Below are 14,654 nucleotides of genomic sequence, written 5' to 3'. Positions count from 1 at the left end.
ATCTCTCCCGGTGGTGCTTACTAAAATTCCGGCCGGGATGTTCCCCGGCCGGAACATACACGCTAGTCCGTGAGGCGGATGTTGTTGAAGACCTCATTGAGCAGCGGCGACGTTGGGTACTGGGAGACCCGAGGCGAGACAGTGAGAGTAGAGATGGGAAACGCCAGCGGAACTGCGGGCACCCGCGTTGAAATCCGGTCCGAAATTGAGCGGTAGGCCTCGGCCCGTTCGTCGGAGTCGCCCAGCGTGCGGGCGCGGTCGACCTTGGTGAAGAGCTGTGCGTCCTCGTACCCGAATTCCTCCGTGTAGGAACCGAAGAGCGTGCCGATGAAGTTATCCGCGTCCATGTAGCTGCCCGAGAGGCCGGACAGGTGCAGTGCCCGGTTGCCGTCCTTGGAGACTGCTTCCAGGTATCCCTCGGACCATTCCATCGGCACCGGGCGGATATTGAAGCCTGCCGCCGTCAGCTGCCGGCTGAGTTCCGCGTAGACCTTCTCCGGGTTGGGCAGGTAGGCGCGGGTGACGCGGCGGGGGTAGTAGAACGGCAGTTCCTCGCCGGCGTATCCCGCCTCCTCGAGAAGCTCCTTGGCACGCTCGGGGTTGTGGCCGTAGTTGGTTACGTTCTCGGAGCGCAGGCCGAGCTTCTCCGGAAGGAACTGGCTGGCCGACTTGGTGCCGTTCAGGAACAGCCCCTCCAGCAGTGCAGGCTTGTCGATGGCATGGGCAATGGCCTGGCGCATCTTAGGCTCGTCCAGTCCGGGGAAGTTCTGGTTGATGCCCAGGTACAGGATGGAATAGGGATCCCGCTGCAGGATCTGCATGCCCGCACGGGCCAGTTCGCCGACGTCGGAGACGGTCACCAGGTCATAGCCGTCCACCTCGCCGTTCTTCAGCGCACGGAGCCGAGACTCAGGGCTGGTGATCGTACGGAACACCAGGTTGCTGATCTGCCCCTGCTCTCCCCAGTAGCCCGGGTAGGAAACGAGTGAAAGTTCGTCCTCTTCCCAGCTGGAGAACATAAACGGGCCGGTCCCAACCGGGTGCTGGGCGTAGGCCGAAAGCCGCGTTCCGTTACGGTCCTCAGTGAGCTTGTCTGCATTTCCCTCGGCAAGGGCCGCCGGGGAGGAGATGGCGAATGCCGGGGCTGCCAGGGCCGGGATGAGGCCCGGCAGGCGGGTGGTCAGTTCCAGCCGGAACGTGAATTCACCGGTGGGAACACATGACTTGAAGGCCGAAAGGTCCGGCGTGTCGGCAAACCCCTTGAAGACGGAACTGAACATCAGCACCTCCGGCCCCCGGGCGGCGGAGGGCAGGTTGTACCAGCGGTCGAAGTTCGCGCACACCGCCTCCGCATTGAACTCAGTGCCGTCGTGGAAGGTGACCCCGCGGCGCAGGGTGAAATCGTAGGTCCGTCCGTCGTCGGACTCGTCCCATTCTTCGGCCAGTGCGGGAACCGGCGCCGAGGTGAGGGGATCGACGCCCACAAGGGTCTCCAGGATCTGCCGGGTCACCCGATGGGACTCAGTGTCCACTGCCAGGAACGGATCGAGCCCGGACGGCCGCGCAGCAGTGGCGAAGGCGAAGGCGGCAGCTGGAACGCCGGCAGCGGAGGCCGAGGGTGATCCGCTCGGGGATTCTTCCTCCGGCCGCGCAGCGGTGCACCCGGTCAGGGCAAGGGCGGCGGCAATGGCTGAAGCTTTGATCACGGAGCGCCGCGTGGCGGATTTAGTCACAGCTGCTGGGTTCTCCTCGAGGCAGGCACCATCCCGGCCTGGGCGGTGGATTTCTTAGTCTAAATGATAAAAAACCGGTAAAGCCGGGTGAGAGTTGCCTCACAACAGGGCTTTGGTAAGGCAGGATATGGAAATGACTGAAACCAGCCCTGAATCTCCGCTGCTCGAAGTGACCGATCTCGCCGTTGGCTTCCAAACCATGGATGGCCCCGTGCAGGCGGTACGCAACGCCGGGTTCAGCCTCGGCGCCGGGAAAACCCTGGCCATCGTGGGCGAATCCGGTTCCGGTAAGTCGACGACGGCGATGGCGGTGATCGGACTGCTGCCGGGGAACGGAAAAGTCTCCTCCGGCAGTATCCGTTTTGACGGGCAGGAGCTGGTGGGGCTGCCCGAGTCCAAGATGCGTGCCATCCGGGGCCGCTCGATCGGCCTGGTCCCCCAGGACCCCATGTCCAACCTCAACCCCGTGACGAAGATCGGCACGCAGGTTGCCGAGACCCTCCTGGTGCACGGCATGGCGACGTCCAGGGATGTGGACCGCAAGGTCATTGAGGTGCTGACCGCGGCCGGACTGCCCGACGCCGCTGAACGTGCCAAGCAGTACCCCCACGAATTCTCCGGAGGCATGCGCCAGCGGGCGCTGATTGCCATCGGCCTGGCCTGCCGCCCGCGCCTGCTGATCGCGGATGAACCTACCAGTGCCCTGGACGTCACGGTGCAGCGCACCATCCTGGACCAGATTGGCCGGATGACGGATGAACTTGGAACTTCCGTGCTGCTTATTACCCACGACCTTGGCCTGGCCGCGGAGCGCGCCTCGGACCTGGTGGTCATGCACCGCGGCGAAGTCGTCGAGACGGGCCCGGCTCGCCAGCTCCTCGAGGATCCCCAGCACCCGTACACCAAGTCGCTGGTCAGCGCGGCTCCCAGCGTCGCCGCCGTCCGCCTCCGTCCGGGAGCGTTCGCGGCGCCTGCCGAGGAGCGCCTCGCCGTCGTCGAGGAGACGCCGGCCCGGTCCGCCGGGACAGCGGCCCCTGAAGCGGCTCCGGACAACATCGTTGAAATCCGTGACCTCAGCAAGGTCTACAAGACCCGCGGCAAATCCGGGGACTTCCATGCGGTGAAGAACGTGAGCCTGGAGATTCCGCGGGGAAGCACCGTGGCAATTGTCGGAGAATCCGGTTCGGGCAAGACCACCACCGCGCGGATGCTGCTCAAGCTCATCGAGCCGACGAGCGGTTCAATGACGTTCGACGGCGTGGACATAGCCACCCTTGAGAAGGGCAGGTTGAGTGATTTCCGCCAGCGGGTCCAGCCGATTTTCCAGGACCCGTATTCCTCCCTGGACCCGATGTTCACGATTGAACGGATCCTTGAGGAGCCGCTGAAGACGTACAAGCGCGGCAACCGGCAGGAGCGCTCCGCACGGGTCCGTGAGCTGATGGAACAGGTTGCCCTCCCGGCATCCATGCTGCGCCGCTATCCGGCTGAGCTCTCCGGCGGACAGCGGCAGCGCGTGGCGATCGCCCGTGCGCTGGCGCTGAATCCGGAACTGATTATCTGTGACGAGCCCGTCTCGGCCCTGGACGTGCTGGTGCAGGCCCAGATCCTCAAATTGCTCGGAGACCTCCAGCGGGACCTGGGACTGAGCTACCTCTTCATCAGCCATGACCTGGCCGTAGTGCGGCTGATCTCGGATTACGTGTGCGTGATGAAGGACGGTGAACTGGTGGAGGCGGCGACGTCGGAGGAAGTCTTCCAGAACCCGCGCCACCCGTACACGCGCAAGCTGCTCGCCTCCATACCGGGCAATGAGCTGAACATCCAGGACGAAATGGCATCCTAGCCCACAGCGAAAGGGCCCGCATCCCAGACTGGGGATGCGGGCCCTTTTGCCGTTTCCGGGCTGTGCCCTACCGGCCTATTTGCGCCTGGTTTTCGGATCGAGGGCTTCCCGCAGGGACTCACCCAGCAGGGTGAATCCCAGGGCCGTTACGGCGATGCAAATACCCGGCAGGAAGGCGAGCTGCGGTGCCACCGCGAGTTCGTTCTGCGCATAGGTGAGCATGCGGCCCCATTCCGCGCTTTCCGGCCTGCCGCCGCCGAGGCCCAGGAAGGACAGCGCAGCGGCGTCGATCACAGCCGTGGCGAGGGTCAGGGTCGCCTGGACAATCACCGGGCCCACGCTGTTGGGCAGCAGATGGCTCATGGTGATGGTCCGGGTGCTCAGGCCGAGGGCCTGCGCGGAGAGGACATAGTCCGCCCCGCGCTGGCTGATCATGGAAGACCGCAGCAGCCGGGCGAAGATAGGCACCTGCGAAACCCCGATGGCGATCATCACCGCCGTGGGTGTCTGTCCCAGCACGGCCGCGATGCTCACGGCCAGCAGCAGGTTCGGGACGGAGAGCAGGATGTCCACGAACCGCATGATCACGTTATCCACCCAGCCGCCGAAGCCGCCGGCAATGACACCGAGCAGCATCCCGCCGGCCAGGCCGAGTGCGGTGGAGATGACGCCGATCAGCAGCGAAGCCCGTGCGCCCCAGATGAGCTTGGAGAGCACATCGCCGCCGAATCGGTCCAGGCCCAGCGGATACCCGTCGATGTCACCCGGGCCGGGAATCGACGTCGGAGTGATCTCGGTGCGGCCGGGCAGGTCCTCGCCGCCGTACGGTGCAAGGATCGGGGCGAAGATGGCCACGAGCAGGAACAGGCCCACAATGACGGCACCGGCAATTGCCGCCGGGTTGCGCCGGAGCCTGCGGAAAGCATCGCGCCACATGCCGCTTCCCCGTGTATCGGGAGCGGCTGGCTCGTCTGGCCGGACGGCTCCGCCGGCCGGCGGTGGAAGAACTGTACTCATTGCACCCTCACCCTCGGGTCGATGAAGCCGTAGGAAACGTCAACCAGGAGGTTGATCAGCGAATATGCCACGGCAATAAAGATGATGAAGCCCTGCAGTACCGGATAGTCCAGGTTGAAGATGGCATCACGCAGGAACCTGCCGACGCCGCTGAACGCGAACACCGTCTCCGTGAGCACTGCGCCGGAGATCAGCAGGCCCGTCTGCAGGCCGACCGTCGTGGTAACCGGAAGCATCGCGTTGCGCAGCACGAACCGGTTCCGGATGGTGCGCTCCATCAGGCCCTTGGCCCGGGCCGTACGGACGTAGTCGGCGCCCTGGACTTCCAGGACGGAGGCGCGCGTGATGCGCACGATGATGGCCAGCGGAATGGTACCCAGGGCAATGCCGGGAAGCACCAGGTGCATCAGGGCATCCCAGGAGGCGTCCCATTCCCGTGTGAGTATTCCGTCCAGGACGTAGAAGTCCGTGACATGGGTGGCGTTGATCCGCGGATCCTGCCGCCCGTCCGTAGGGAAGAGCGGGATCTGGATGGCGAACAGCCATTTGAGGATGAAGGCAAGGAAGAAGACGGGCACGGTAATGCCGATCAGGGACAGCACTACGGAGGAATGGTCCCAGAAACGGCCGTAGTGCCGGGCGGCCAGGTAGCCGAGCGGGATGCCGATGCCGATCGCGAAGATGAGCGCGACGGCAGCAAGTTCCAGCGTGGCCGGAAAGCGGGTGGCGAACTCCTCCAGCACCGGGCGTCCGGTGACGGTCGAGACGCCGAAGTCGCCCTGCAGCAGTTTTCCAACGTAAGTGAAGTACTGCTCGATGAGCGGACGGTCAAAACCGTAGGCCTCGTTGATCCGGGCAATTGCTTCGGGTGTGGCCTTGTCTCCCAGGAGGGCGGTCGCAGGACCGCCCGGGAGGCTGCGGACCCAGATGAACAGGAGGATGGACAAGCCGATCAGGGTCGGGATCAGCATTAACAGGCGCTTGCCTATAACTCGCAGCACGAGCGTCCTTTCTCAGCCGGGGGTACGGCTGCGGAAAAGGTAAGGACAGAACGGACCGGGACCCAGCGCCAGCTGGATCCCGGTCCGTTTCGCCGCTACTTGTTGAGCTTGATCTGGTTGAACACTTCGTCGTTCACGGGGGAGGCGGGGTACGAATCCACGCGCTCCGAGAACGCGAGCGACGGCGCCGGGTGTGCCAGCGGGACGGCCGGGGCGAACTTGGCAATGTCGTCGTTGATCTTCTCGTACATCGGGGTCTGCTCCTCCAGGCTGCTTACCTGGCGGGCGGCCTCGAGCTGGTCGAAGATCTCCTGGTTAGTGAAGCCGAACTCGGGCTTCTCCTGGCCGAAGAACACGCCTACGAAGTTGTCCGTGTCGTTGTAATCACCGGTCCAGCCGAGCAGGTGGATGCCGTGGTCCTCAGTGGCCTGGACGCGGTCGAGGTAGTCCGGGGACCACTTGCTCGGCTGCGGGTTGACCTTGATGCCCACTTCTTCCAGCTGTGCGGAGATGTTGGAGAACACCTGCTCGGGAGTCGGCATGTACGGGCGCGAGACGCCGGTGGGGTAGTTGAAGTCCACCGTGAAGCCGTCCGGGTAGCCGGCTTCCGCCAGCAGTTCCTTGGCCTTCTCGGGATCGTACTCGTATGTGGTGACGTCTTCGTTGTAGCCGTTGACGACGTCGGGGATGAACTGCGTGGCAACCTTGGTGCCCTCAGGCAGGGTCTGGTTGACCAGCGCTTCCTTGTCGATTGCGTGGGAGATTGCCTGGCGCACCAGGGGATCGGCGAGCTGCTCCACCTTCTGGTTCATGCCCAGGTAGAGGATGGTGAAGGGATCCCGCGGGATGACCTTGAACCCGGCGTCGGCCAGGGCCTGCGTGTCGGCCGGAGCCACCAGGTCATAGCCGTCAATGTCGCCGGACTGCAGGGACTGGCGGCGGGAGTTCGGATCATCGATGACGCGGAAGATGATGTCCGTAACCTGGCCCTGGTCGCCCCAGTAGTCCTCGTAGGCGGACAGCGTGATCTGGTTGCCGACTTCCCAGCCTTCGAACTTGAAGGGACCGGTGCCGGTGGGGTGTTCCTTGGCGTAGGCGGTCAGTGTGGGAGCCTCGGCCGTGCCGGAAGCTTCGTTTGCTGCGTACTCTTCCATCGCCGCCGGGCTCTGCATGGAGAAGGCGGGGAGGGAGAGAGCGGCGATGAACCCCGCGAAGGGTTTGGCCAGCGTAATGACTGCCTGGTTCTCGGCCGGAGCCTCGCAGGACTCGTAGGTGGCGGTCTCCGGGGTGTCAGCGAAACCCTTGAAGAGCTTGCTGTAGTAATAGGCCTGGCTTTCGGCCTGCTGGATACCGGTGAAGTTGTACCAGCGGTCGAAGTTGGCGCAGACGGCCTCTGCGTTGAACGGCGTTCCGTCGTGGAAGGAGACGCCTTCCTCCAGATCGAAGGTGTAGGTCAGTGCATCCTCGGAAGTCTCCCAGGACTTGGCCAGCAGCGGTGCGGGATCGGCGGTGCCGGGCTCTACGCCCACGAGGCCTTCGAAGATCTGGCGGCTGACGCGGAAGGACTCGCCGTCGGAGGCGAAGGCGGGATCCAGGGTCTTGGGATCGGAGGAAGCGGCGAAGACGAAAGTGCCGTCAACCTCGGAGGCTGTGGCGCCGTCGTCCGCTGCGTCCCGGTTGCTTTCGGCGCAGCCGGAGAGCACCAGGGCGCTCATGGCCAGCCCGGCAGTCAGGGCGGCAGCCCGTCGCCGGGCCTGCCGGCTGAGAGTGAATCTGCCAGCAAGGGTCATTTTTCTATCTCCTCTGGGCGTGAGGTGCGTTCCTGCCGGTTGGCCGGACGCATCGATGTGTTGTGGAACACATGTGTAGTCCCAGAGCCTAGCGGCACCTGCGGGATGGTTTGGGACGCTAAGCGTGTTGAGCGGGGTCACAATTCGGTTACACACCGCGCAGGGTTTTGCCCGGATCATGTGGACAGCGCGGAGGACCGGCCGTAGCGTCGAATTGTGGGTACCTCTTCGGCGGGAAGCGGACGGCCCGGGCTGGCGGCGCTCGCAGCCGGCGCCGCGATTGGGCTGGCAGCTGCGGCAGCGGCAGCGCTCCTGGAGCGGCTGCGCAGGATCCCCGTCCAACCAGGCAGCCGGGCGGACATCCCGGATCCTGGCCCGGCGGGCTCTGTGCCCATCAGTGCGCGCAAGGATCCGTACCTGCCGGACTGGCGGCAGGGGATGCCGGGCACACCGGGGACCGTAACCGTGGAGGTCAGTTCGCTGGATGCAGGAACCGGAGGTCCGCGCCGTACCTGGGTGGTCCACAACGGTCCGCAGTGGCAATCCCGGCCCGGGGAGCTCATGGTCCCGCCGAACCAGGCAGCCACGAACCCCGGCACCCCGTTGTGAATCAGCTCTCACTTGGCGGGTTTGGTTTTTGCCACGCGAAAAGTGCTGGTAGAGTTTCATGTCGTTGCCGAGCGCGAAGAGCTGGTTTTACCAGCGCCGTTCACGTTCAGCATCTGCCACGCACCTCTAGCTCAATTGGCAGAGCAATTGACTCTTAATCAATGGGTTCCGGGTTCAAGTCCCGGGGGGTGCACAGTTGAGGAAATCCGCCGCTCCGGCTCATGGAGCGGCGGATTTTTTTATGATCCGGGGCGGATCTGCTGCTGCCGCCCCGCTGCCTTTCGGCTCCGCAGGGTGGCCGCGGACCTGTTTAGGCAGGACGCAAAAAGGGTGGTAAAGTATTTTCCCGGTGCTGATCGCCGGGGAGTTTCATTCCGTAGGATCACCACCGCGCACCTCTAGCTCAATTGGCAGAGCAATTGACTCTTAATCAATGGGTTCCGGGTTCAAGTCCCGGGGGGTGCACAGTTGAGGAAAGCCCCGTGCGGACCGGCCACTGGCCGGGAGCACGGGGCTTTTCGTTTGCCCCCTGCTGCGTCACTGCCGGCCGCGGAGTCTTCCGGCGGCCGGGCCGCTTCCCGTAGCATCACTGGGGGTAAGGAGCCGCTGTCCAAGCGACTCAGCCTGCCGCTAGTCACGGGAGCCTGCCATGAGTGGTGAAGTCCGTATCGAGAACCCCGCGAAGGACACCTACGTATTGCGCAATACGAGTGGTGGAGAGCTCGACGAGGTGATGGTGGACCTCGCCCGGACCGGGGCAACGTCCCAGGACCTGCCTGCTGGAATGAACCTCGCCGCGGAAGAAGGTGTCGAATTCCACCTGCATCACCACGGCGGGTACCGTCCGCCGGGAAGCATGCATGTGCGATGGCGGGGCGGACCCGAATGGGTTGAAGTTCCGGTCACCTAGCTGTCCCGGCTCACATCCTGCCCCAGCGCGCCCGCGCCAGCGCGAAGATGCCGTAGCAGATGAGGCCGGCCGCAATCGCGAGGATCAGCGGCGCACCAAAGGAATAGTCCAGCAGGGCCTGCAGACCGCCGTCCAGCCCGGTTGACTCCTCCGCCCGGTGGTTGATGGCGGCGGCGATGAACAACATTCCCACCAAGACCAGAGCGATTCCCTTGCCCACATGGCCGGCCACGCCCAGCGCGTTGAGCAGGTGCCCGCGGCAGGTGTGGGCAAAGTGCCTCAGCTCGGGACGGAAGCGGCGTGCGCAGCCCTTGAAGACGAAGTACCCGCCAATCCCCAGGACGAGGGCACCCACGGCACCCAGTGCGGGGGAGCCCGCGGGTGAATCGATGACCGCGGCGCTGAAGTCCGCAGTACTGTCCCCGGAGTCCCGGCCCCGGCCGGCGGCGAACGCGGCGAACGTCGCAGCGACGCTCCCGTAGATCAGGACCAGGGACCCGGAGGAGACACCCTTGGCCAGTCTCTTCTTCAGGGGAGCGCGGCGCACGCGCACGGTGGCTTCGGCGAGCTGCCACAGTGCCAGTGCGGCGCAGGAGATGCAGCCTGCCCACATCAGCAGGGGGCCGAAGGGTTCGGATCGGGCAAGGGGCCCGATGGCGCCGCTGGTCTCCGCCTGCCCGTATCCACCGAAGGCAATGCCGGCGGCGATCGCACCGATCAGGATGTGGAGCAGGGCAAGGACCGCGAATCCGGACCGCGCAAGGACGTCAAGCCCCGTGCTGTCGGCCGCTTCTTCCAGCACCTCGGCCGTCTCGCTGCCGTCCCCGCTGGAGGTTTCCCGGTCTGGTTCTGCCGTCACTGCCACCTCCTTCCGCGGACTTTACCCCAGGTGTTTGGGGTTGTCGCAGCGCCGGCGAAGTGCGGGGGCATAAACACGGGAGGGGCACACCGTCATGGTGTGCCCCTCCCGTAAATAAGCTCGTTGTCCGGCCGCTACGCGGTCCGGGACGTTGTGTCCACCGGGACTTCGAGCGGTGCTTCCAGGGGTACCGGGAGGCCCGGCACATCCACTGCCATGTGCCAGCGCGGATTGCCCAGTTCACGGATGACGGTGCGCAGCTGGCTGCGGAGGTCCTCGGAAAGCAGCTCTCCGCCGTCGAGCAGGGTGCGTTCGATGTCCTGTGCCTCATGCAGGGCCTCAACGCCCGCGGGAGTGATGGACACCATGTGGCTGCGCTTGTCCAGGTCATTGCGGACACGCGTGACGTGCCCGTGCGCTTCGAGGCGCGCAAGGGTTTTGCCCATCGTCTGTGCCTGTACGCGGACCAGCTGCGCGAGGTGCGCCTGGGTCATGGGTCCCTGGCTGTCCAGGACTCCAAGGGCGATGACGCCCGCGTGGGTCACTCCTATACGAACAAGCCGCTCATTCCAGGCATGTTCAACCAGGCGGGCAGCTGTTGATAAGAGGCGACCGGTTGGCCAATGCTCCATATCCGGCATAAAACTGAACTCTTCCTTTCGAGTGCGGATTCACGCGGCCTGATCGGATAGCCTACAAATCCAGTGTCTAGGATAACCAACCGCAAGCCTGCTGTCGTCCTGTGACACAGCCTTTGCTCAATTGATACCTAAGGAGCCCAGTCTCTTATGTCGAAACTCACCCCCGGTGACCAGGCGCCCGACTTCACCCTGACGGCTTCGGACTCCTCGGCCCAGTCCCTGGCGGACCTGCGCGGCCGCAGCGTCATTGTTTACTTTTACCCGGCAGCAGCAACGCCCGGCTGCACTAAGGAAGCGTGCGATTTCCGGGACAACCTGAACTCGCTTGCCGCATCGGGGTACTCCGTCCTCGGCGTCTCCCCGGACAAGGTGGAGAAACTGGCGAAATTCGCCGCGGACGAGTCCCTGAACTTCCCGCTGCTCTCCGACCCGGACCACGCGGTGGCCGAGGCCTGGGGCGCCTGGGGCGAGAAGAAGAACTACGGCAAAACCTACGAAGGGCTCATCCGCTCCACCGTGGTTGTCGATCCCGAGGGCAAGGTTTCCCTCGCCCAGTACAACGTCCGAGCCACCGGCCATGTTGCCAAACTGCGCCGTGATCTCGGTCTCGACTGAACCTCGGGTACACTAAAGGCTGGCTTTCGCCGGGAAACCGGCCTGGCTGCCGCGCGCGAGTGGCGAAATTGGCAGACGCGCTGGATTTAGGTTCCAGTGTCTTCGGACGTGTGGGTTCAAGTCCCTCCTCGCGCACCACGGCAAAACACCCCGGCCATCAGGCCGGGGTGTTTTTCTTTGCCGTCAGGGCAGCGCCGCTAGGCTATGGAAGCATGTCAGCCGAACCAAAAGTCCGCACCATCACCGTACCGACCCGCCAGCTCCTTGATTCCCTCGCGCCGCTCCCCGGCGGAATGCGCGCAGTGCTATGGGACTTCGAATCGGATCCAGAGGGAGTTGACTACGCGGACATCGACGCCGTCGTTGCTCCCTACGCGGGCGGGAACGGCTGGCAGCAGGGCCTGCGGCGGGTGCCGAACCTCCTTCTCCTCCAGGCCCAGACCACCGGCTATGACGGTCTGCCGGAGGTGGCGGGCGGCGCCGCCGTTGCCAGCGCCGCGGGCGTCCATGCAGCCGCCACCGCTGAGCTCGCCGTCGGCCTGATGCTTGCCTCGCTGCGGGGTATCGATGCGGCCGTACGGGACCAGCAGGAGAGCCGGTGGAATCCCCACCGGTACCCCGGTCTTGCGGATCGGAAGGTCACGCTCGTTGGTGTGGGCGGAATCGGCCGGGAAATCGCCTCCCGCCTGGCGCCGTTCGAAGTGCGGCTCACCCGGGTGGGCAGCACGGCCCGGAACGACGACGGCGGCCGGGTCCACGGCGCGGATGAACTGGTGCGCCTGGCCGCGGATACCGAAGTCCTCGTGGTCATCACGCCGCTTAACGAATCCACCCGCGGCCTCGTCGGTGAACAGGTCCTCGCCGCCCTGCCGGACGGCGCGCTGGTGGTCAACGTGGCACGCGGACCCGTGGTTGACACGGACGCCCTGACCCGGGAGGTCGTATCGGGCAGGCTGCGCGCCGCCCTCGACGTCGTGGATCCGGAACCGCTGCCGGCCGGCCATCCCCTGTGGGGCTGCGCCAATGCCATCATCACCCCGCACGTCGGCGGGAACTCGGACGCGTTCACGCCACGGATCGAGGAGTTCCTGCGCCGGCAGGTACAGCGGCTGGCCGCCGGGGAAGATCCACTAAACCTGGTCCAGTCCGGACCCTGGAAGCGCGGCTGACGCCTACGCCAGGTCCAGGAAGACGTCCAGGAAGGAGTTGAAGTCGGACCGGTCACCGTGCTGGCGGAGGACCCGGTTCGTGCCCCCGGCTGCGGCCGGGAGTGCTGCCTCGGCTTCAACTCCGAAACGGAACACCCTTCCGGTGCTGGTTCCTACCTCATAGCTTCCCGGTGCCAGCTCATCGGCATGGGAAAGGTTGGTGGTATTTACCGCAGTGGGCGGTTCAAGGCCCTCCAGCGAACCGGTTTCGAACGGTGCGAACACCAGCTCGGGAGGACTCCACCGGTAGCCCAGGACAAAGTAGCCCGCTGAACCCGGCAGGGGAGTGGCGCAGACAAGGTTGTAGTCACCGTAATTCGGCATCTGGGAGTCGAAGACGCGGCGAAGGGCGGACTTCAGTTCGTCGCTGCCATGGCTTTCTTCCGGTCCTGTTTCCGCACTCATGCTCCCCAGTGTATGGACACGCACCCCCATCGGGGGAAGCGCGCCGGGGCTGCAGGCAAAGTTCATTCGGCTGTGCAGTCCGCGTAACCCGCGCGTAACACGGCCCCCGGCGCCGCCTCCGGATGCGCCGGCCCGGACGCGGAAGGAATAGGATTTTGCTATGACCACGGAGAGCACCCCTGACATCAAACCCCGCAGCCGAGTCGTGACCGACGGTATCCATGCGGCGCCTGCGCGCGGCATGTTCCGTGCGGTTGGCATGGGCGATGACGATTTCGCCAAGCCACAGATCGGTATTGCGAGTTCCTGGAACGAAATTACTCCCTGCAACCTCTCCCTGAACCGGCTGGCCCAGGGTGCCAAGGAAGGGGTGCACGCCGGAGGCGGGTTCCCCATGCAGTTCGGCACCATTTCCGTCTCTGACGGTATTTCAATGGGCCACGAAGGCATGCACTTCTCCCTGGTGTCCCGCGAAGTCATTGCCGACTCCGTCGAGACCGTGATGATGGCAGAGCGCCTGGACGGTTCGGTCCTGCTGGCCGGCTGCGACAAGTCCCTGCCCGGCATGCTGATGGCTGCCGCCCGCCTCGACCTCTCCAGCGTGTTCCTCTACGCCGGCTCGATCATGCCCGGCTTCGCCAAGCTCGAAGACGGAACCGAGAAGGAAGTCACCCTCATTGACGCCTTTGAAGCCGTTGGTGCCTGCGCCGCCGGCAAGATGAGCCTTAAGGACCTGGACACCATCGAACGGGCCATCTGCCCCGGCGAAGGTGCCTGCGGCGGCATGTACACCGCCAACACCATGGCCTGCATCGGCGAGGCACTGGGCATGTCCCTGCCCGGCTCGGCCGCACCGCCCTCGGCTGACCGGCGCCGCGACGAATTCGCCCGCAAGTCCGGCGAAGCCGTCGTGAACCTGCTGCGCAAGGGCATCACGGCACGCGACATCATGACCAAGAAGGCCTTCGAGAACGCCATAGCCGTCACCATGGCCTTCGGCGGTTCCACCAACGCCGTCCTCCACCTGCTGGCGATCGCCCGTGAAGCGGAGGTTGACCTCACGCTCGAGGACTTCAACCGCATTGGCGACAAGATTCCCCATCTGGGTGACCTCAAACCGTTCGGCCGCTACGTCATGTACGACGTCGACAAGATCGGCGGCGTGCCCGTCATCATGCGCGCGCTGCTCGACGCCGGCCTGCTGCACGGCGACTGCCTCACCGTCACCGGCAAGACCGTTGCCGAGAACCTCGAAGCCATCAACCCGCCGGATCCCGACGGCAAGGTGCTCCGTGCCATCGACAACCCGATCCACAAGACCGGCGGCATCACCATCCTGAAGGGCTCGCTGGCACCGGAAGGCGCCGTCGTAAAGTCCGCAGGCTTCGACGCCGATGTCTTCGAAGGCACCGCACGCGTCTTCGAGCGCGAGCAGGGTGCCCTGGACGCGCTCGACGCCGGCGGAATCCACGCCGGGGACGTCGTCGTCATCCGCTATGAAGGCCCCAAGGGCGGCCCCGGTATGCGCGAGATGCTCGCCATCACCGGCGCCATCAAGGGCGCAGGCCTGGGCAAGGACGTGCTCCTGCTGACCGACGGCCGCTTCTCCGGCGGCACCACCGGCCTGTGCATCGGCCACGTTGCTCCGGAAGCAGTCGACGGCGGGCCCATCGCCTTTGTTAAGGACGGCGACCGCATCCGCGTGGACATCGCAGCCCGCACCTTCGACCTGCTCGTGGAGCCCGAAGAGCTCGAAGCCCGCAAGGTCGGGTGGGAGCCGCTGCCGGCCAAGTTCACCAAGGGCGTCCTGTCCAAGTACGCCAAGATGGTCAACTCGGCTTCCACCGGGGCTTACTGCGGTTGAAACCTTCCCGAGGTGCGGCGCTGGAGCGCACCGCACCTCGGGGCCCTGGTTTCAACCTTATTAAGCCCTGCCGCCTTGAGGGGGAGGGTGCTGGAGACCCGCTAGCGCGGGCCTGACTCCTGCCATCTCGCCGAAATAGCAGAAACTGCTCGTTAC

13 protein-coding genes and 3 tRNA genes are annotated in these 14,654 nt (G+C 65.0%); 9 read left to right on the top strand and 7 right to left on the bottom strand.

The window, feature by feature from the left end; all coding sequences use genetic code 11:
• Positions 1-62 precede the first annotated feature (62 nt).
• On the bottom strand, positions 63-1,733 hold the full coding sequence (locus GD628_RS00155; protein WP_152273488.1) for an ABC transporter substrate-binding protein: 1,671 nt from the start codon (positions 1,731-1,733) through the stop codon (positions 63-65).
• A gap of 133 nt (positions 1,734-1,866) precedes the next feature.
• Here GD628_RS00155 and GD628_RS00150 point away from each other — a divergent pair, with 133 nt between their 5' ends.
• Positions 1,867-3,579: an ABC transporter ATP-binding protein gene (locus tag GD628_RS00150; protein WP_152273487.1), complete on the top strand. Its 1,713-nt coding sequence runs from the start codon at positions 1,867-1,869 to the stop codon at positions 3,577-3,579.
• Positions 3,580-3,654: 75 nt separating this feature from the next.
• Here GD628_RS00150 and GD628_RS00145 read toward each other — a convergent pair whose 3' ends face one another.
• The 3 genes from GD628_RS00145 to GD628_RS00135 form a co-directional block, all read right to left on the bottom strand.
• A complete protein-coding gene (locus tag GD628_RS00145; RefSeq protein WP_152273486.1) occupies positions 3,655-4,596 on the bottom strand; it encodes an ABC transporter permease in 942 nt (313 codons plus the stop codon).
• On the bottom strand, positions 4,593-5,597 hold the full coding sequence (locus tag GD628_RS00140) for an ABC transporter permease (RefSeq protein ID WP_091603625.1): 1,005 nt from the start codon (positions 5,595-5,597) through the stop codon (positions 4,593-4,595). Before GD628_RS00140 ends, GD628_RS00145 begins: the two co-directional genes overlap by 4 nt.
• Before the next feature lie 95 nt (positions 5,598-5,692).
• Entirely contained in the window at positions 5,693-7,387 is a 1,695-nt protein-coding gene (locus GD628_RS00135; RefSeq protein WP_091603628.1) for an ABC transporter substrate-binding protein, read from the bottom strand.
• 216 nt (positions 7,388-7,603) lie between these two features.
• On the opposite strand from GD628_RS00135, the gene GD628_RS00130 reads away from it, so the two are divergent.
• The 4 genes from GD628_RS00130 (at position 7,604) to GD628_RS00115 (ending at position 8,906) form a co-directional block, all read left to right on the top strand.
• Positions 7,604-7,996 (top strand): hypothetical protein, encoded by a 393-nt coding sequence (locus tag GD628_RS00130; protein WP_152273485.1) that lies wholly within the window; start codon positions 7,604-7,606, stop codon positions 7,994-7,996.
• Between the two features lie 120 nt (positions 7,997-8,116).
• Positions 8,117-8,189, top strand: a tRNA-Lys gene (locus tag GD628_RS00125).
• Positions 8,190-8,388: 199 nt separating this feature from the next.
• Positions 8,389-8,461, top strand: a tRNA-Lys gene (locus GD628_RS00120).
• Positions 8,462-8,645: 184 nt separating this feature from the next.
• On the top strand, positions 8,646-8,906 hold the full coding sequence (locus GD628_RS00115; RefSeq protein ID WP_141653651.1) for a hypothetical protein: 261 nt from the start codon (positions 8,646-8,648) through the stop codon (positions 8,904-8,906).
• Between the two features lie 10 nt (positions 8,907-8,916).
• On the opposite strand, the gene GD628_RS00110 is transcribed toward GD628_RS00115, so the two are convergent.
• Both GD628_RS00110 and GD628_RS00105 read right to left on the bottom strand, forming a co-directional pair.
• Entirely contained in the window at positions 8,917-9,765 is an 849-nt protein-coding gene (locus GD628_RS00110) for a DUF1206 domain-containing protein (RefSeq protein ID WP_152273484.1), read from the bottom strand.
• 134 nt (positions 9,766-9,899) lie between these two features.
• The gene (locus GD628_RS00105) at positions 9,900-10,310 is read right to left on the bottom strand and encodes a MarR family winged helix-turn-helix transcriptional regulator (protein ID WP_420837560.1); all 411 of its coding nucleotides are present in this window, start codon (positions 10,308-10,310) and stop codon (positions 9,900-9,902) included.
• Between the two features lie 243 nt (positions 10,311-10,553).
• Between GD628_RS00105 and bcp the strand changes: the two genes are divergently transcribed.
• The 3 genes from bcp to GD628_RS00090 all read left to right on the top strand — a co-directional run bounded on the left by bcp (position 10,554) and on the right by GD628_RS00090 (position 12,190).
• Positions 10,554-11,021, top strand: a complete 468-nt coding sequence (gene bcp / locus GD628_RS00100) for a thioredoxin-dependent thiol peroxidase (protein ID WP_091603639.1) — start codon at positions 10,554-10,556, stop codon at positions 11,019-11,021.
• A 53-nt stretch (positions 11,022-11,074) separates the two neighbouring features.
• Positions 11,075-11,159: transfer RNA gene (locus GD628_RS00095), tRNA-Leu, on the top strand.
• A 74-nt stretch (positions 11,160-11,233) separates the two neighbouring features.
• Entirely contained in the window at positions 11,234-12,190 is a 957-nt protein-coding gene (locus tag GD628_RS00090; RefSeq protein WP_152273482.1) for a 2-hydroxyacid dehydrogenase, read from the top strand.
• A 3-nt stretch (positions 12,191-12,193) separates the two neighbouring features.
• Here the strand turns inward: GD628_RS00090 and GD628_RS00085 are convergent, their stop codons facing one another.
• Entirely contained in the window at positions 12,194-12,634 is a 441-nt protein-coding gene (locus GD628_RS00085) for a hypothetical protein (protein ID WP_091603646.1), read from the bottom strand.
• A 160-nt stretch (positions 12,635-12,794) separates the two neighbouring features.
• Between GD628_RS00085 and ilvD the strand changes: the two genes are divergently transcribed.
• Positions 12,795-14,498, top strand: coding sequence for a dihydroxy-acid dehydratase (ilvD, locus tag GD628_RS00080; RefSeq protein ID WP_091603649.1), 1,704 nt, complete (start codon positions 12,795-12,797; stop codon positions 14,496-14,498).
• Positions 14,499-14,654: the final 156 nt, after the last annotated feature.

The organism is Arthrobacter koreensis (assembly GCF_009193255.1).
Lineage (GTDB): Bacteria > Actinomycetota > Actinomycetes > Actinomycetales > Micrococcaceae > Arthrobacter_B > Arthrobacter_B koreensis.
Note: the sequence above shows the minus strand (reverse complement) of the source record. Positions and strands in the feature narration are given on the sequence as shown.